This window comes from Cylindrospermum sp. FACHB-282, from assembly GCF_014697195.1.
Lineage (GTDB): Bacteria > Cyanobacteriota > Cyanobacteriia > Cyanobacteriales > Nostocaceae > Cylindrospermum.
The window spans coordinates 15,449-33,888 of record NZ_JACJRJ010000008.1 but is presented as its reverse complement, the minus strand read 5'-3'; the positions used below and the strand labels follow the sequence as shown (position 1 = coordinate 33,888).

17 protein-coding genes are annotated in these 18,440 nt (G+C 41.3%); 6 read left to right on the top strand and 11 right to left on the bottom strand.

The window, feature by feature from the left end:
• The first annotated feature begins 415 nt into the window (after nucleotides 1-415).
• The 4 genes from H6G32_RS06135 to H6G32_RS06120 all read left to right on the top strand — a co-directional run bounded on the left by H6G32_RS06135 (nucleotide 416) and on the right by H6G32_RS06120 (nucleotide 4,114).
• Nucleotides 416-949, top strand: coding sequence for a pyridoxamine 5'-phosphate oxidase family protein (locus tag H6G32_RS06135; protein ID WP_190456168.1), 534 nt, complete (start codon nucleotides 416-418; stop codon nucleotides 947-949).
• A 76-nt stretch (nucleotides 950-1,025) separates the two neighbouring features.
• Nucleotides 1,026-1,244 carry a hypothetical protein gene (locus H6G32_RS06130; RefSeq protein ID WP_190456166.1) on the top strand — a complete coding sequence of 73 codons (219 nt, stop codon included), beginning with the start codon at nucleotides 1,026-1,028 and terminating at the stop codon, nucleotides 1,242-1,244.
• Nucleotides 1,245-1,275: 31 nt separating this feature from the next.
• Nucleotides 1,276-2,523, top strand: coding sequence for a bifunctional sterol desaturase/short chain dehydrogenase (locus tag H6G32_RS06125; protein ID WP_190456164.1), 1,248 nt, complete (start codon nucleotides 1,276-1,278; stop codon nucleotides 2,521-2,523).
• A 391-nt stretch (nucleotides 2,524-2,914) separates the two neighbouring features.
• Nucleotides 2,915-4,114 (top strand): alpha/beta hydrolase, encoded by a 1,200-nt coding sequence (locus tag H6G32_RS06120; protein ID WP_190456162.1) that lies wholly within the window; start codon nucleotides 2,915-2,917, stop codon nucleotides 4,112-4,114.
• A gap of 62 nt (nucleotides 4,115-4,176) precedes the next feature.
• Here H6G32_RS06120 and H6G32_RS06115 read toward each other — a convergent pair whose 3' ends face one another.
• The 5 genes from H6G32_RS06115 to H6G32_RS06095 form a co-directional block, all read right to left on the bottom strand.
• A complete protein-coding gene (locus tag H6G32_RS06115) occupies nucleotides 4,177-5,139 on the bottom strand; it encodes an acetamidase/formamidase family protein (protein ID WP_190456160.1) in 963 nt (320 codons plus the stop codon).
• A 637-nt stretch (nucleotides 5,140-5,776) separates the two neighbouring features.
• Entirely contained in the window at nucleotides 5,777-6,118 is a 342-nt protein-coding gene (locus H6G32_RS06110; RefSeq protein ID WP_190456158.1) for a cupin domain-containing protein, read from the bottom strand.
• Nucleotides 6,119-6,189: 71 nt separating this feature from the next.
• Nucleotides 6,190-6,609, bottom strand: coding sequence for a hypothetical protein (locus H6G32_RS06105; protein ID WP_190456156.1), 420 nt, complete (start codon nucleotides 6,607-6,609; stop codon nucleotides 6,190-6,192).
• A 203-nt stretch (nucleotides 6,610-6,812) separates the two neighbouring features.
• Nucleotides 6,813-7,910, bottom strand: coding sequence for a DJ-1/PfpI/YhbO family deglycase/protease (locus H6G32_RS06100; protein ID WP_190456154.1), 1,098 nt, complete (start codon nucleotides 7,908-7,910; stop codon nucleotides 6,813-6,815).
• A 193-nt stretch (nucleotides 7,911-8,103) separates the two neighbouring features.
• Complete coding sequence (locus H6G32_RS06095) at nucleotides 8,104-8,505, bottom strand: DUF2267 domain-containing protein (RefSeq protein WP_190456152.1); 402 nt, start codon at nucleotides 8,503-8,505, stop codon at nucleotides 8,104-8,106.
• A 362-nt stretch (nucleotides 8,506-8,867) separates the two neighbouring features.
• Here H6G32_RS06095 and H6G32_RS06090 point away from each other — a divergent pair, with 362 nt between their 5' ends.
• A complete protein-coding gene (locus H6G32_RS06090; RefSeq protein ID WP_190456150.1) occupies nucleotides 8,868-9,272 on the top strand; it encodes a DUF6335 family protein in 405 nt (134 codons plus the stop codon).
• Between the two features lie 1,254 nt (nucleotides 9,273-10,526).
• Here the strand turns inward: H6G32_RS06090 and shc are convergent.
• On the bottom strand, nucleotides 10,527-12,446 hold the full coding sequence (shc, locus tag H6G32_RS06085) for a squalene--hopene cyclase (protein ID WP_190456148.1): 1,920 nt from the start codon (nucleotides 12,444-12,446) through the stop codon (nucleotides 10,527-10,529).
• Between the two features lie 68 nt (nucleotides 12,447-12,514).
• On the opposite strand from shc, the gene H6G32_RS06080 reads away from it, so the two are divergent.
• Nucleotides 12,515-13,675 (top strand): glycosyltransferase, encoded by a 1,161-nt coding sequence (locus H6G32_RS06080; protein ID WP_190456146.1) that lies wholly within the window; start codon nucleotides 12,515-12,517, stop codon nucleotides 13,673-13,675.
• 16 nt (nucleotides 13,676-13,691) lie between these two features.
• Here the strand turns inward: H6G32_RS06080 and H6G32_RS06075 are convergent, their stop codons facing one another.
• The 5 genes from H6G32_RS06075 to H6G32_RS06055 all read right to left on the bottom strand — a co-directional run bounded on the left by H6G32_RS06075 (nucleotide 13,692) and on the right by H6G32_RS06055 (nucleotide 18,370).
• Nucleotides 13,692-14,261, bottom strand: a complete 570-nt coding sequence (locus H6G32_RS06075; RefSeq protein ID WP_190456144.1) for a cytochrome b — start codon at nucleotides 14,259-14,261, stop codon at nucleotides 13,692-13,694.
• Nucleotides 14,262-14,372: 111 nt separating this feature from the next.
• On the bottom strand, nucleotides 14,373-15,092 hold the full coding sequence (locus tag H6G32_RS06070; RefSeq protein WP_190456142.1) for a response regulator: 720 nt from the start codon (nucleotides 15,090-15,092) through the stop codon (nucleotides 14,373-14,375).
• A 212-nt stretch (nucleotides 15,093-15,304) separates the two neighbouring features.
• Nucleotides 15,305-15,964, bottom strand: a complete 660-nt coding sequence (locus H6G32_RS06065) for a 5'-methylthioadenosine/S-adenosylhomocysteine nucleosidase family protein (protein WP_190456140.1) — start codon at nucleotides 15,962-15,964, stop codon at nucleotides 15,305-15,307.
• Nucleotides 15,965-16,178: 214 nt separating this feature from the next.
• On the bottom strand, nucleotides 16,179-17,156 hold the full coding sequence (locus tag H6G32_RS06060) for a Bpu10I family restriction endonuclease (RefSeq protein WP_190456138.1): 978 nt from the start codon (nucleotides 17,154-17,156) through the stop codon (nucleotides 16,179-16,181).
• The gene (locus H6G32_RS06055) at nucleotides 17,129-18,370 is read right to left on the bottom strand and encodes a DNA cytosine methyltransferase (protein WP_190456136.1); all 1,242 of its coding nucleotides are present in this window, start codon (nucleotides 18,368-18,370) and stop codon (nucleotides 17,129-17,131) included. The genes H6G32_RS06060 and H6G32_RS06055 overlap by 28 nt, the downstream gene beginning before the upstream one ends.
• Nucleotides 18,371-18,440 lie beyond the last annotated feature (70 nt).

Sequence of the window (18,440 nt, the reverse complement as noted above, 5' to 3'; positions counted from 1 at the left end):
TGAAAAAATAATAAAAGTGCCCAATATGCCTGCTGTAACTGAGTTCGATTCGTTGCACTAAAATAGGCTACTGCCTCATACCCCTCTTCTGTCACCCTCCGCAGATGAAGAGATGTAACCCTTACCACACAAGAGTTTTTGTCTAAAGCAATGATTCTATCCATCATATTAGAAAATAAAGCCACAAATCCAGCCCCAGCCAGAGTTTTAAAGGTTGCCTTCGATTTTTGTTTTCCGAGAGTGATAGAAGAGGGTTATCTTGTCTGATTTTTTGAAAGCCCCAAGTTGATTTCACCCCGTTAGTTAGTTTTGTGGTGACAGTTGAGAAATGTGACATTTCCTACCTTTAATTATTGTGGACTGGTACGTTTGGTGGGGAATGCAATGAAACGGAACTCTAGCAGGTATAGCCATCATGGAAGCTGCAACTGCTGTCAACGGATGGGTTAACACCATCGATTCAAAAAACCCAGAGGTCATAGCTAAGGCGCGTTGTATCATTGCTAACAATCTTTACTGCACGCTATCTACTTGCTCAGTCGATGGTTTTCCTTGGGTATCCCCTGTATTTTTTGCTTATGATGACAGCTTGAACATTTACTGGTCTTCTGCTGTTGCGTCCAAGCACTCACAAAATATTTATAGTAATCACGGAAGAGTGGCGATCGCTATTTATGATTCGAGCATTGCAGAAGGAAGTCCAGAAGGTTTGTATTTTGACGGTACTGCATCTGAGTTAAACCAAGATTATACAGAGAAAGCTTTCCAGTTGCTTGCAAGTCGGGCAACGAAACCACTTTTAAGAACTGCTGCGGATTATCTGAATGATTCTCCTCGTAGGATTTATCAGTTTCAACTTCAACAAGCTTGGGTTACTGGTAATCGGCTACCAGTTGGTAATCAGTTAGTTGATACCAAGATTTTGATAAGTTTACTCGACTTGCAATGAAGCAAAATTAACGCTGTTTTTGCCTTTTTCCAGCAGTTCCCAGAAATTGCCCTGAGGTAGCGTTTGCCGTAAATTCATGTGGCAACGGGTTTTCGTCACGATTGAAATTCACCGATGCCGACTTGGAAATGAAATCGGCGAATTATTAGGTAAGCACATAGACGATGAAAAAGCTGCTGGCCGTCCTGGGAAATTGGCAAGGATGCGTGTGGCGGCCCATGCTGTTAAGTTGTTATTTAAGGAGTTACTCAAGGAATTGACGGACACTGAGAACCGACAAAACCAACTAGAGTGAATAATTAAGAAAAGATGGTGTGGAAAAACAGATGATCAGGATATTAGCTGAAAGCTGGATAGGATTTGAGGGTCAATTAAATATTGATTGGATTTTAATAAATACCTGTTTGCGGTTTGCTGGTTGGGGACTCTTATCACTTTTGCTGGCTGAGGTATTAAGAGACATCTATCATGCTTTGTGTCATCAGATAACCTGGCTGGCTAAATGGCACAACAAACACCATGCAGCTTATCGTCGGGATTTATCCCTAGTTTCCCAAAAAGCTTACATAGATTCCCAGCTTTACCACGATATTGTCGAGTCAAGCATATTGGTAGTTATTTTGACCCTAATAGCCTTAATTGCCCAGCAATGGGGATTATGGTTAGGAGTCGCCTATACTTGCACCTTCTTGTATGCTGCATCTCTGCGATATTTCCAAGGCACAATTGATACAGACTACAACCACCTACCCGGCCCATTAGAGACAATTCCCTCCGTTTGGTGGGTAAATCGAACATACCATTGGCGTCACCATTTTGACGATGTCAACGCCTACTACAGCGGTGTATTTCCCTTAGTAGATAAAGTATTAGGAACAGGACTTTCTCTCAAAGGTAAAACCATCGCTTTAACAGGTGCATCAGGTGCATTAGGGCAAGCATTAGGGGCAGAACTGCTCAAGCACAATGCTAAAGTTATAGCCTTAACCACCAATCCCGAAAAAATCCAGGCGCAAGCTGGTGTAAAAGTGGTTTCTTGGCAATTGGGAAACGAAGCTGAACTGAAAAATAGTTTAGAGAAAGTCGATATTCTGATTATTAATCATGGCGTCAATGTCTACACCAATCGCACATCAGCAGCAATCAAAAATTCCTACGAAGTAAATACCTTTTCAGCATTACAGTTGATAGATATATTTTCTGCAACTGTCACAGGTGGAGAAGCCAAAGCAACTAAGGAAATTTGGGTTAACACCTCTGAAGCTGAAGTCTCCCCCGCCTTGAGTCCACTTTATGAACTCAGCAAACGAGCCTTGGGAGATATTGTTACCCTCAAGCGACTAGATGAGGTTTGTGTAATTCGCAAATTAATCTTGGGGCCGTTTAAGAGTCAACTAAATCCCTACGGTGTGATGTCAGCATCGCAAGTTGCACGGGGTATTTTGCTTTTAGCAAAGCGGGATTTTAGAAATATCATTGTCACGGTAAACCCGTTGACTTATGTGCTATTTCCTGTTAAAGAATTTAGTACATGGTTGTACTATCGCATTTTTAGCTTAAACAGCAAAGGGTGAATAATTGAGTAGGATGGGCGATGCCCACGATGCATTTATGGGGTTTCGCCATCGCTCAAGCCTACAATTTTTCTAGAAAAGGGTTAAATTAAAATTTAAAGCCTCTTCCCTAGAAGGCTACGGTGTACACACAAGTCCAAAAACCTTTCATTTGGTAGGGTGCGTTATGGACGTTAGTCTTAACGCACCGAGAATCTAGGATGGTGCGTTGCGCTACCATAAAACAGAATTTTGACTATACAGCATTTTTCAGGTAAATGAAGTACGCCGCTAGGGGCACAACATTGTTGTGCCTCTACGATAATCTGTACCTCACCAAATTGCAATCTGCTGTATAGTTTTGAATTTCTAGAGTATAAATATCAGATCAAAGCAAATTAATTTATCCTCCATGTCCTACAAAAGCCAAATAGTTTTATCATCGCTGACCATCCTACTAAGTTTTGTTAGTCTATTTCTCAGTTCTTGGATTATTCTTCCGGCTCCAAATATGTTTTTACTCAAGCTAGGAGTGGGAGCGCCAGAAGTCAGTCCTTTGTTGTTTATCTTAAGTCTGCTTTCTTTCTTGTTGTCTTTTTTCTACATCCCTCAGCTTCAAATAAAGCTCCTAGCCTGCATTTTCAGCTTAATAGGATTGTTACTTTCTGCGTTGGTGCTAGTGAATATACCACCAACTCAAATGCAAATGGCTAAAGCGATGAAACAAGGGTTGGGTGCAGATTATCTAGAAAAAATTCCCTTCCAAGTCAGCGCCAAGATGCAAAAGAGTCCCTTTAATTTAGTTAATGCTTTCGCGGGTATTCCATCAAGCAAAACGCGCCATCAAACAGGTATTGTGTTTGCTACTCCCGCGGGAGTGCCTTTAACAATGGAAGTTTACCAACCTGCAGAAGTGGGAATATATCCAACACTGGTAGTAATATATGGTGGAGCTTGGCAATTTGGCAATCCTCAGTCCAATTCTGCATTTAATCAATACATTGCCAGTCGTGGATATACAGTATTTGCCATTGACTATCGACACGCACCCAAATATCAATTTCCGGCGCAGTTAGATGACGTGCGTACAGCCCTAAATTTTATTCATAAACATGGCGATGAATATGAAGCCGATACAGAACAGATGGTGTTGTTAGGACGTTCTGCCGGGGCACATTTGGCAATGCTGGCGGCTTATGAACCAGATGCACCACCCATTCGGGCTGTAGTCAATTATTACGGGCCTGTTAACTTAACTGAAGGATACAAGTCACCGCCAAATCCAGATCCCATTAACACCCGCGCGGTTTTAAAAACATTTATTGGTGGTTCTCCAGAAGAATTGCCAAAACAGTATGAAATTGCTTCACCCATTAATTATGTGACGCGCCCTTTACCACCTACTTTATTAATTTACGGCAGTCGTGACCATTTAGTAGAAGCGCGATTTGGTAGACAGATGTACGAACGTTTACATAACTCTGGTAACACTGCGGTTTTTCTGGAAATACCTTGGGCAGAACATGCTTTTGACGCCGTTTTTAATGGGGTGAGCAATCAATTATCGTTATATTACACCGAAAGGTTTTTGGCTTGGGCGTTGTTCAGGTGATAATTTAATCTCGGAAAGCTACAGATACCCGATTTTTCTGAGAATTGGGTTATCTTGTTTTCTTATAACATTGATTTGGGCAAAATTGACTTAGATAACATTCCATGTACACCTTTTTGGGGACTGTTAACAACTTGGGTGATATGGAAATTTACAGCTAAACTACACAAGACATAAGCATCTTCTGGCGTCAAATTGGCGAAGCGTTCTAGATAATCAATCATATTTTTTAAAGCTAGTTCTAAGGCTTCATCTAAAGTTGCAGCAAACCCCATTGTGATCATATCTGTAGAAGTTTCGGCGATGGGTGCTGTGAGTTGTAAATCTTTGCGGAGTTTGAGTTTAATTCTACCGTTCATCGAAGTTTCAATGGCGGTAACATTAACTTCACCATCTCCCTGGGCTGAATGTCCATCACCAATGGAGAATAAGGCACCGGGAAGGAATACCGGCAAAAATAGCCGCGAACCTGCTTGTAATTGGCGGTTGTCGATATTACCACCATAAGCACCAGGGGGAACGGAAGTGCGGGAAGCATCATCAGTGGCTACACCAAGGATGCCAAAAAAGGGTTTGAGGGGAATTTTGATGCCGCTACCCGCGGGAAATTCCGCGAAGTTGTTGACTAAATCTAGGGGAATGAATCTCAATGCTGGTTGGGAAAACTGCTGTGGTAATGCTCCCCAACCGCTACGAATCGCATTAAAACCAATGGATAGGCGAGGTGCGATCGCTTGTAATTCTACCTCTAAAACATCTCCTGGTTCTGCATCCTGCACATAAATCGGCCCCGTTAGTAAGTGGGGGCCCCCAGCAACTTTGCGTTCTGGAGGCAGATTTTCGCAGATATCAATAAATTCTTGTGTGAGAAACTCTTGTGGTGCTTTGTCATAAACGTAATAACCAGAGTAAGTTTCTACGTCAATAGTGTCCCCAGAATTAACAATCAGCGCTGGTTCTAGCAGATGGGAGAAGCCACCTAAATGCACTGTTGAGGTGGTAGCTTTTAAAATGTGGTGCGTCATAGCGCTGTCATTATTACCAGATATTATTGTTTAGAATAAGTAGGTTGGCGTAAATAATTCAAGGTTGGTAGTGAGGGCTTTAGCCCTACTTTGAGCGCTGAAGCCCTCACTACGAGCAAATTTCAATAGTTTTTACTTTGCTTAACATAGTTTGATTTCTTTTCGCCTACTTACTTGGTATCTAATTTTATAGGCAAACATCCATATCCTGTTGTAATTTAGGTATTTTCACTCTTTGATATCAGACTGTCTGATTCTGTAATTGACTTGATTATACAAATTATTTGAATTGAAACAAACTCTATCACAAGCTAAAACCTCTCTCCTAATAAAAGGAGAGAGGCTTTCAATTATTCCCCCTACCCTAGTCTAGAGTGTACACACAAGTCTCTCTCAATGCAATTTATGGTTGTGCGAACACAGGAAACAAAACCTCATCCTCGTTCTGCTTTGGCTTTGCTTTTCCCTCTCTATGGGTTGGAGAGGAATGTCCGTCAGGACTCTTTGAGGTTTTTCAAGACTTTTAGGGTAATCGGATAACTTGTGTGTACACCGTAGCTTCCCTACTAGAGAAAAAGGCTATGGGGTGTTAGATTGCTGAGAGTATTCTCACCGAAAAATCACATATTTATTTAGCTTAATTTTCATCGCGTCCATGAACTTGAGCCGGGGGACTTGTTGCTTCAACAGCAGTAAATGGTTCGAGAATTTTATATTGATGGTGCGACCCTTTTGGTACTACCCAAGAACTCCCCGGTTCTAGCAAAATAGTTTGTCCTTCAATCTGCAACTCTGCACGACCATCAATAACATAACCAACTGTTTCATAGTCTCGCTGAGTTTGTTGTTTATCTTCCCCTGGTTGCTCATCTTCCCAAAGCCGCATAGAAACAGTTTTGCCAGATGCAAGGTATTTCTGACCAAATTTACCTTTGGGGGAATGGCTGGAGTCTATTTTCTTAACACTTGTGTCACTCATATTTTTACTTCACTCATGAAGCTAAAGAGTATGTGCATGATTGAGCAAAGGAGGGTTGAGGGGAGGAGTTTTTATCTTCTATCCGTTGTTCCTGTTTGGGGAATATTTTCCTGGTAGTATCCGTGTCTCCTACCAGTAATTGGTTCTACAGCTTCTTCAACTTTAGTTTGAGCCGAATCTAAAAATTGTTTTGTAGATTCAGGGATTTCTTCATCTAGATTGAGTTTATCTCGCACATCTTTAGTAGTCTCTTTGAGTCTATTCTGGGCATTCTCAACCTGATTATCATTTATAGTAGCCCGATTATCAGGAGTGCCTTTGTAATAAATACCCTCTGGAGTTTTCACAGTTTCTTGTATTTGGGCTTCTGCCAGTAAGATTGTATTACTGGAATTCAAAGCCTGCATTCCAAAAAACGCAAATCCTACCAGACAAACTATCATAAATTGGCGTAAAATTGTGTTTTGTAGCCAAGCAAAGATACGATTCATAAACAACCTCAAATACATTATGGATTGAGTACAAGTTTAATGCAGTTGTCTTATTTTGTGGAAAAACAAGGTAAGCGATAGAGTTAATCCGCAGGTTTGTCAACCCCTCCTCCGCACTGTTAACCCCAAATATAAAATTGCTATGAGGCTTAAAGAATCTGTCTTTTGGTGTGTTCTTTAAGCCTCATGTTTCTTGAAAAAAATTACATCGTCACAGCCGCCGCTGAAGTAGGTTTAGGAGGCTTCACCCCAGCTGCTAACCGCGACCGATACATCTCTAGCAATCGCTGTTCATATTTCACTAAATCGTTGTAAATTTCTTTAAAAATTGCTGTTGCTACCGGGTCAGTGTACATTACACATAAATTGGCAATATCGCCAATACCCGTTTGCACATCGCCCAAAGCACAACGTAACTGATATATGTCATCACTCCCGGTAAAGGCAGCTTTTACCTTGGCATATTGATTGGCAATATTGGCAGATAAAGAAGTTTTTTCACCTAATTTATGAAGATAAGTTTCCAGCTTTTCAGTATGGCGTTGCTTATTACTTATCATCTCCTGAAAAAGCGATTTTACTTCCGTATCCGATTCTTTTTCTAAATACTGTTCTAATGCTTCTAAGCAATAACGCTCACCAGCTAAAACAGTATTTAACCCTTTACCAATATCACCCTTAGTTGAGCCGCCCCAAGCATCAGCTAATTTCCACCATTCAGCACTTGTATCTTTTTCATTTGGTAATGCAACTTCTTTACCACCATAACCCAAGCGATTCAAGATTGCAGTCGTAAAAATTGCCAAGTCCCCTGGTTCACGGGAAGTAATCAAATTTTCGTCAACTACCAACGGCTCATCTAAATAGTTGGCGCCAGCGTTAATCATATCTTTGCGAATAGCGATAAAGCCAGTAGCTTGTTTACCTTTGAGCAAATCGCCTTCAATCAAAACTTGTGCGCCGTGACAAATCGCAGCGACTAATTTTCCTTGTTGCATCGCCTCTTGAACAAAGCGAACTGTATTAAGATTTCGCCGCATTTTGTCGGGAGCTATACCACCGGGAATTATCACTGCATCGAATTCTGAAGCAATAGCTTCTGTGGTCGTGCCATCTGGTTGCATGGTGAGTTTACCACGTTTACCCTTATATTTTTCATTCATTCGGGAACCGAGAACAACTATTTCTATTTTCGCTTGTTTTAGTCCGTTATAGGGAACTGTAAATTCTACATCCTCGACGCCATGCTCAATGAGGATAGCAACTTTTTTCTTACCGGAAGAATTGTGATGATTGGTCATAAATTTTGCTTATTTCCAGGATTTGCTTAAACTACAATAGTCGTTAAATCAAACTTTTTTGTTTGCATTTTGCTGTTACTCTAGCCAACGGAGAATTTTGATTCAGGGAAAAGTATTATCCATTCATAAATTAGTTAGATATTTGAATTTTGTTAGCATAGAGTGCCACAGGCATATTTGGAGTAAATCTTTACTATGCAGGCACTTCACTTGTTGGTAATGTGCCAAATAGTTCTTCGTAATCGTGGGAGAAATAGCTGTGAAATTTAGCAAAATTATCAGGAGAAACGGCATTTTGTAACACAGCAAATACAGCCCGCACATGAATTGCTGTTGTGGTGGGTTCAATATTTTCTTTTTGACTCGCCCGGGTAATGAACTCTTGCAGGCGGAAAGTTTGGAAAGTTTCTTCCTCTTGCCTTCGCAGATGATTAGCTAGTTCCTGTGGTAGTTGTGCCGCTAAATTTTGCACTTCATCACCAGGGATACGTTCTTTAATAGTTTCTAATGTGGCACGGGTAGCTATTTCTGCTTCTTCACGAGAATTAGATTGGGCAAGGCTTTGGACATGTGTAATGAATTCGTTGTATTCCACTTTCTACCTCCGCGGCTCAAAATAAATGTTGGTGATTTAGGATTCAGGCAGTTTCAATTATCCAGAATATTCAAATTAACAAGAAGGCAAATTATTACTTGTACCTGTACAAATTAATAAGAATTAACAGTCAGAGAAGAAAATAATTGCTGAATAACTCCTAACTCATAACCAAATTTAAAATTACAAATTACAAGTAGCTAAACCATTAATGAACCTATACTTACCAGCCTATGATTGAATAACTAACTTAGCTTCGTTCCCAAGAGATAGATTTTTTATACCTAAAGTTATACATCCCCGGTAATATAAATTTTCAGCATGAAAGCGTTATGGTGAGGATGTAGAAAATAACTAGTATTATGCCCAAAAAAAATCAGAAACATGAAATAAAATCCGATTCCGATGATTTGCCCCAGGCAATTACTGAATCCTATGGTACTGGCGTCAAAGACTTGCCAGGATACAATATCGGTGGGCGTTCAATGCAGGATGAAAAACGCAACTATACAGAAACAAGCCCCGAACTGACTGGGGGTGATGTTGATGCTTATTGGCAAGATGCTGATGCAGTAGGGGATGAAGCTGTTGGTGGTACTGCTCCTACTCCCGATCAAAATGTGACTGAGGACTTAGAAGCAGCTGTGGGCTTGTCCATGAGTGATTACGCCTTTCTCCGCACCAACGAGATTTTAGAACACCGTGATGATGCACGGTGGGAGTTAGATCCGAAGTCTTCTGAAGATTATCAAGAACGGCGGGAGTGAAAACAATTCAAAATTTAAAAATCTCTAATTTTGAATTTATTAGTTTTATCACTACTGCTTACTTACAGCCATTAGCATTTGAATAAACGACATTGTAGAGACGGTTGATGAATCGTCTCTACAGAACTTTGAATTACCAGTTTTTATCAGGAAGGAAAGAGTCTAATAACCCTTACCTCTAAAGGTAGCTTGTGTTTCAGTCGGGGTTTACAGGCTGCAATTTTTAATTGTTTAAGTTTTTAGATTGCTCTACTTCTTAGATTAGTAAAGGTTTTTATTATATTTTTTATAAGTAAATAGCCAAATTCAAAAGAGATAAACACAGAGTAAACACTATGCTTTTTACTCTGTGTTATTTAATGTTAGTCCTTGGGGCAGCTGCACCCTTAATTCATGACGCCCTTTGCTTCATATTGACAACTTTAAGTTTATTTACATTTAGCTTCATCTGTCTTTCGACTGGTTTAAATATATTGTTTCTGCATTAATACTCTATCTTTTAATAGTGTTTTCAGTAGATCCTAAGCTTCTAATCTGAATAGAGACACAATCACAAAAGTAAAACTTTTTACTGGGGATATTTGACGTTGTAGATTTGATTACCTTTTCTCACTATTCACTACCAAAATTCAGCTAAAGCTACAAAAATGTAACTAATTTATCGGAGGTTTCTGTGACTTCTACGAATATTTATCCTTTAGAAAAAGCTGTATTAGCGTTTAATAAATTAGATTAAGGAAATAAAGCCTCAAACCTTGATGAAAATAAATTCCCCGAATCTGGCTTCAATTATTTTTTCTGAGAGTAAAAAACGTTTATGTAAACTCCATATTAAATTTATCAGGAAAGTAATTTATTGTCATGTTTGTTTATCTATCACTCTTACCGCCTGAGAATGAATTCAGAGGCTAATAGCAGAAGTCGGCTCAAGCCGACTAAATAAAGCTCTCAACAGCCGAAAGTGACTGTGTTAGTCAGCTTTAGCTGAGTTGAGCTATTAGCCTGTGAATGAATTCAGAGCCGGAATTTAAATTATCTAGGACTTACGCATTGACAAAAAATGCTAAATATGTGCGCTGGTTTTATTCATTGAAAATCTTAATCCGTGCGTTAGGGAACGCACGCTACGGGTAGGATGCGTAAAGAGACGCATCAAAACACCATTAAAAAAGCCCAAAATTAGGATGAATTTCCAAAGGAAGTAAGTCCTATTATCTTCTATTGCCGCTCCCCCTGCCTCCCCTGCCCTACAAATTAACTTTTTTCTTTAATCACCGCCTGATAGCGACCTAGGGCTATTAATGGGAAATACTGCTGATAGAGATGATACTTTAAATAAAAATGACCAGGGAAGCCAGTACCTGTAAACTCTGCTTCGTCCCAAGTACCATTTGGTTGCTGGGTGGCTAATAGGTAGCTAATTCCTTTTTCAATGGTGTCAAGGGCTAATTTTTCGGTGGCTTCACCTGCTGCTATTAGCCCAATTAATGCCCATGCGGTTTGGGATGCTGTGCTGTGTCCTTGTCCTTTGAGGTTGGGGTTGTCGTAGCTGCGACAAGTTTCACCCCAACCACCATCTGGGTTTTGAGTTTTGACTAACCAAGCTGCGCCGCGTTGGATGCTGAGTTGATGCTTTTGGGGATTAATTAAAGCTAGGGCTGATAATACGCCACTGGTGCCATAAATGTAATTTACTCCCCAACGACCAAACCAACAGCCTTCGGGTTCTTGCTCACTCATGAGATAGTCTAGGGCCCGTTCTAGGTTTTGAGGATCAATGGACAGATGGCACAAACCTAGCATTTCTAATACTCTAGCGGTGACATCTGCGGTGTTTGGGTCGATCATGGCTTTTAAGTCTGCGTAGGGCATGAAGTTGAGCCAATTTTGATCATTATCTAGATCAAAGGCTGCCCAACCTCCTTGCTGGCACTGCATGGAAGCAATCCAGTTGAGGGCGCGGGCGATCGCATTTTCTTTGAGTTGTTGATTCGGCAGTTTTGCACCTTGGAGTGCCATCACCACCACTGCGGAATCATCGACATCTGGATAAAAGCGATTTTCAAACTCAAAGGCCCAAGCCCCTGGTTTTCCTTGGTGATTCTTCACGGACCAATCACCATAATCGAGAATTTGCTTTTGCAATAACCATTCTCCCCCCCGCACTAGGGCGGGATGATCTGCTGCAAAACCAGATTCCATCAAAGCCCGCATCGCCCAAGCTGTATCCCAAACAGGTGAAATACAAGGCTGCACTCGATAACTATCTTCTGTTTCGATGGCAAATTTATCGACTGCTTGCAAACCTCGTTCTATAATCGGGTCGGTAGCCTCATAACCCAAGCACCGCAAAGCCAGCAGTGAATTCAGCATGGCGGGAATAATCCCACCCCAATCGCCTGTGGCTTCTTGTCTTTCTAAAATCCATTTTTCGGCGGCTTTGATGCCTTCTTCCCGGAAAGGAATTAAATTTAAGCTTTCTGCCCACTTAAACCCATGATCAAGGGTGATAAATAAATCTGTCCAATCGCCACTGGGGGGTAATTCAAACTGGACTTGATCGACTCCTTCTCTATATAGTTCATCTAAAGTGATGGTGGGATGGGTCAAATAAACAGGTTTACGATCTAAGACTATTAACAAAGGCACTGTGCTAGAACGGGCCCAGCTAGACATTTCATAAATATTGACTGGGAATGTTGAAGGTAGAAGCATGACCCAAGGGGGTAGAGAGGGGAGTCCGCGCCAGTCATAGCAACCAATTAGGGCTAGATGTAGTTTGGTGAAAATCCGAGTTTTGCTGATGCCACCACGGGGTTTAATAAAGGCTTGGGCCCGAATCATCGCTGGATCGGTTGCTGGTACTCCTAGTAACTTCAGCGCCATGTAGGCTTCTACGGTTGTACTTAAATCTCCGCCATCTCCATAAAAAAGTTCCCAGCCCCCATGGTGCCGTTGCTGAGAACGGAGGTAAGCTTCAACTTTGTGTAAGGGTCTGGTTTGGTCTGTTCCCCAAATTTTATGCAGGAGGACTATTTCAGCGGTGATGGTGACGTTAGATTCTAATTCTGCCCACCAGTAACCATCTGTATTTTGAATCGAAAGGAGAAAGTTTTGACTGGTGGCGATCGCCTCTGCAAGTTGATTGGCGGTTACTCTGTTGGATGTTTGCATCAAGAATTACCCTTGAGTAAGGAAACAATGGTATAAACCTAGCAAACATAGAGAATTTACAATAGGTTATGGCGGCAATTGTCTTCGGGCTGATGCTTTTATCTTTGGTCATTTGGATCGGATTACTAGGTTTGTGGGGGCAGTTTTGGCGGGTAGACCAGCAATTAGAAGTTGCAGAGTTGGATTTGCCGTTTTTACCTGTGGTTTGTGCGGTGGTTCCTGCCCGGAATGAAGCGCAATTGTTACCTTTGACGTTGCGATCGCTTTTACTCCAAGATTATCCCGGTAGTTTTAGCGTGGTTGTAGTAGACGACAACAGCACAGACCAAACAGCCAATTTTGCCGAAGGAATTGCCCACGCTGTCAACAAACCCCAGCAATTACATATTGTCTCTGGTGAATCTCTACCTCCCGGTTGGACGGGTAAGCTTTGGGCAATGGAACAAGGCATTGAAAGAGGTATTAAATTCGCACCAGACTATTTTTTGCTCACCGATGCAGATATTGAACATGATATTGGCCATCTCCGGCGCATGGTTGCCAAAGCGGTGCTAGAAGATTTAGACCTAGTTTCTGTGATGGTGCATCTCCGATGTGATAGCTTTTGGGAAAAACTTTTAATTCCAGCTTTTGTGTTTTTCTTCCAGAAACTCTATCCCTTTCGTTGGGTAAATAACCCCAAAAATAAAGCTGCTGCTGCAGCTGGGGGCTGTATTTTGATTCGTCGAGAAGCTTTAGCCAGAATTGGTGGGTTATCTGTGATTCGCCAAGCTTTAATTGATGATTGTGCTTTAGCCCAAGCGGTTAAGTCTAGTGGGGGGCGCATCTGGTTAGGATTGAGTGATTTAACTCGCAGTTTGCGTCCTTATGATTCCCTAGAGACTATTTGGAATATGGTAGCCCGCAGCGCCTATACTCAACTAAATTATTCCCCTTTGCTGTTAGTGGGCAGTTTATTGGGGATGATTTTGGTTTATTTAGTGCCACCTGTGGGGATGATTTTGGGTTTGTTGATGGGGCATTGGGGAATAGCATTTACAGGTTTATCTGGATGGTTGTTGATGACCTTGGCTTATTTGCCGATCATCGGTTTTTATCGGTGTTCACCGGCTTTGGCTTTTTGCTTACCTGCGATCGCATTTCTCTATACCCTCATGACCCTAGACTCAGCCATCCTTCATTGGCAAGGGCGCGGCGGTGCTTGGAAGGGACGAGTTTATAAAATTTGAGTAAACTCTGGGAAATTCATTTTGATGAGACGAGTGCCTTAGAAAACCGCCGCATTTGGGCGCGTAAATATTTTCTTTGGTCTACGGAATGGAGGATAATAAAAGCTAGAAATGTGTAGGATATCCAAAAGTGGAAACTTTGGGCAAGGTCATATAGAGGTTTGTTGGTGGGAAACAAGCGAGGTAGCACCAGCCCAGTCTGAAATATTTTCACCTCATAACCAGCAGAGTTAGAAAAAAAGTAACCGCTCAGTGGTACGATCAGCATGAAAAAGTACAGCGCAGTGTGCAGCGCCACAGTTTGTAACCAGTCCCCTTTCCGCTCAGGCTGACGCCGTCTATATTTGTGTCGCAGAGCCAGCAACAGAACAGAAATTCTCCCTAGCAACAAACTCATAACGGCGGCCCCAAGCACTTTATGGAAGTCGTAAAAAGTCTCCCTGTAAGTAAAGGAATCTGAGAAACTTACCATCACCCGACCACTAACAAATATCAGTAAGTAGAATAAGGCCATGAGCCAATGCAAAAACCATAATCTCTGAGCGGCTGACTTTTTTCTGGCTGGCCTTTGTTGAGCAATTGTCATCTGAATTCCTCCTTTCTCTCCTAGTAATTATTACTTAGGTAGGTTTTTTTTGGCAAATTCAGGCAACCATTGGAGGAATGAATCATGGTTATAGATAAAACCTTGAGGATGTCACGCAACTAATCCACCCCGCAAGGCCCGAACTGCTATCTGAGTGCGGTCACTGACACATAGCTTATTCAGAATACTGCGAACGTGAGTTTTAACTGTACCTACTGAAATATAGAGTTGCTCGGCTATGGCAGCGTTACTGCATCCATCTACAATCAGCCTCAAAACATCTAATTCTCGTGGGGTGAGGGGGAAGCTTTCAACAATTTGGCTATTTTGTGGTGATAAGCCTTTGATGACAATTGTCTCCGGTAGTGCCTGTCCGTTGGCATCAATTGAAGTTTTTTGAGTCTGCTGCAAGATGATGCGAGCAATTGCTGGATCAATCCAGGAATTTCCACTAGCGGTGCTTTGCAAAGCATCTACTAATTTATCAATACTGGCATCTTTCATACAGTAAGAGTCTGCTCCAGCCGCGAAGGCAGCTAGAACGGTTTCTTCACTATCCTGCATGGTCATAATCAAAATTTTGGTTGCAGGTGTCTGTTCTGCATCTATTGAATTTTTGAAGTGTTGGGTCAACTCAATCCCGCTCATATTAGGCAGACCGACATCGACTATCGCTACATCTGGTTGAGTGGCTTTTAGTAGCTTTAGACCAGACTCGGCATCTCTAGCATCACCGACGACTTCAAAGTTATCCACTTTCTGCAATGCAGCAAGGATACCAATTCGCGTAAGGTCATGATCTTCAATTAAAACTATCCGGATTGTATTCATTGCCAAGCCTCAATTTTTGCCTAAATTACAAAGAGAAAGTTTTAAATCACCTTTTGGGGTGATTCTTATCTAGCTCAAAGATTATAGAGGTATATCTTAGCTTGGTTCTATATACCCTTAGATAAATATATAAATTGAAACTATCTTCCTCTGGTAAGAGAATGGGGTGAATTATCCACCACTAACTTAACTGAGTGCTTTGGTTGCTTTCTCTAAGTAGAAAATAGTGTAGTTGTGATTTGTTCTAACACTTTTAGCCCCCGTAAGGAACCACGAATCAGCCGAGTTGCAGCTAGGGGTTGGCGGAAAAATGCGATCGCTAGTTGTACAGGTTTCAGGGAACCATCCAGGCTAATTGCTGATGTTAAATCTGGTATATCGTGCTGGGCGTTGTCGCTGACTACTCGCAATATGGCGACTGTTGGGAAATACTCTAGGGCGGTATATCCTTCCATATCTACTACGTCAGCCCCGGAGGTTTGACCCAGATAACGTTTTTCGGCTGCTGCCCAAATTAGGCGATCGCTTGTTAATGATTTGACAAGTGTTACTTTATCTGATAAAAGGGTTTGGATCTGTGCGGTGAGTGTGTTGTTACACTTTTGCAGTTTTTCCTGATAAGTACAATCTTTGTACAGCACTATGTCCCCAACTGCATGGTGTGTTTGCAAGCTTCCACATAAACCCATCAGCAATATTCTATTTTTCTCTCCTGTCCATTTTTGCAGGTATTTACGTAGTGGTTGCACTCCTACGGGAATCGCTATTACGGTGGGTTTTTCACCGCTGGCTCGGTTTAAGCCGCGTTTCACTGCTTGATATTCGGCTCCTTGGGGAACAAGAATTGTATTGATGGGTGGGATTTTGAGCATTTAGATGGATTTAACGTAGACGCGTAGCGGCGTGCCGCAGGCTACCGCGAAGGAAGAGGGGAGAAGGAAGAAGAAGAAGAAGAAGAAAAAGAATCTGATGCGATCGCTTTTTGTGTCGTTAGTATATCTTTTTTAACGAACCGCAGAGGCGCAGAGGACGCAGAGGAAGAGGGAAGAGGGGAGTATAAGATGCGATCACTTTCTTATACCGCAGCTACTCATCAATTAGCCACCCACGCTGTATGCCGTGTTCAATTCCGCCAGTCCAGTCTGTTTTTAGATGCTTCCGCACTTTATGGAATAGATGTTGAACTACAGTTGGGTTAATTGGATTCTTAACATACGTTTCTTCATATCTGAATTCTCGGTCAGTGTTTTTCTGCTGACGTAGTACATAAATTTGGTCAACTTTGTACTTCCGAAGATTGACATCGCTGGTCAGTTTGATCCACTCCATGAGTACAACATATAAACTATTTGGATTTCTCGCCTTTAAATCCTCTGCTGCTCTTGAAGAACCTTCAAGCATAGTTTTATCAAGATAAGTCTTACATTCAATAACAACAACTGGAATATCAAAAATGTGCGTTTCTATGTTGCCTGTAACTGTAACTTCTGAATAATTTTCTGGTTCTTCTTTAAGAAGTGCGAGTATTTCACCAGGATGTTCATCTTGTTCTGGTGGGGTTGCAGCTTGAAATGATGCTTGAATAGTTGCTCCAATTACAAAGTCATGATCTTTCTTTTCAATGCGTGCATACGGTCGCTTAAGCATTTCAGCATATTTGGGCGGTACAAAGAAAATATCTTTGAATGTATGTGACTTGCCTATGAGAGTATTTTCTCCAAAATCTCTTGCTAGATCCTTAAACAAATAGTAGAGAAATTCCTCCAGTACGCTAGAGTGAAGGTTCGATCTAGAATCAAACTTCTCAGCATAATGTTGCTGGTCTAAAAAATTCTTGTATATCGAGAAAAGTTCTACCCTTTTAGCAATAATTTCGTCATCTTGAATAGTAGGCGTTGATGTAGGGCCAATTAATTGAAGATTGGCTAAGTGCCACTTATCATACTCAGTTCTGATTTCACTGAGATATTTTCTACTATCAATATCTCTGTATTTTGTGCGGTGTTTCTCCTTCTGTTCAAGATTAGAACCATGAACTAAAGGGTTTCTATCGCTTCTTGACATAGCTCTAATTTCTCTTGAAGATGAAATGCGATTGCTTTAGCAAGAACAGGCGGTACAGCATTACCTACCTGATTGTATTGGCAAAGAAACTTCTCGTCAAAGCGCTCCTCACGATGCAGTAGCTTGTGAGACACAACAGTTTTTTTTCCTAAAAAACGATAGGTGTCAGGAAAAGATTGAATACGTGCCCCTTCACGGGCTGTCAAATTGCGATGTTGGAAAGGATGAATAAAATTGGCGTAAAATGAGGCTGCTATTGTGTGTGATGGTTGATATGGATTTAGACGCCTATTGTTTTGGTCATAAAATTTCTCAGATAACTCTCCATTTCCACTACGGCGTCTAGCTCCATGTTCTTTTGGGACGTCTGAACTAGACTCACCGCATTTGATAAGTTTGAAACGTTCTACAAGCCTCTTAGAATGCTCCATTGCCACATGATTGTAGAGTTTTTGACAGTCGTTCCTTATCCATTTCTGATAGTGATTCTGAGGTTCTAAAACATAACGCTGTTCTTCTTCACCTTCACGTGCATTCAGCGGTGGTAAATCTGATATGGCATCCCATAGATTTAAAGCGGGTAGCAAACCCACATTTTCAAAAAGTGATAATTGAGAGGTTTTTATATTTAGTAAATCTAAAGAATGTGTTCTTTCCGGAGTACCTAATTCTTTTCCTGCTTTATTTCCCACAATAAAAATACGCTCTCTAATTTGCGGAACCCCATATTCGGCAGCATTTAGTAACCAGATTTCTACAAAATATCCAAGGTTTTCAAAAGTTTCTTTAATAATATCTAGTATTTTTCTGCCTTCAGTATTTTTTCGCGAGAGTAAACCTTTAACATTCTCCATGACAAATGCTTTAGGTTCAAGACAAGATATCCACTGAGCAAAGTTAATGAACAGACTATTTCTAGGATCTTTAGGGTCTTTTTCGGCTGGACCGGCGATACTAAAACCTTGACATGGCGGCCCACCAATAATAATATCCGGCTTGAAAAGGCATATCTCCTTAATGCTCCTTACAGTGTCGAAGTCACGGATATCTTTTTGAATAACTGTCATGCAAGGATGGTTGTGGCGAAGTGTATCGCAAGCCCAAGCATCAATCTCAACGGATAGAGGAACGGAGAAACCTGCTATCTCGAAACCTAAACCAAAGCCGCCAGCTCCTGCAAACAAATCAATAGCGGTAGGTTGTCCTGCTACCATAAATTTTTACTATAGTTACTCATAGTGTTTAGTTTATAAAGAATCTAGGATGATACGCTTGTACCGTTTT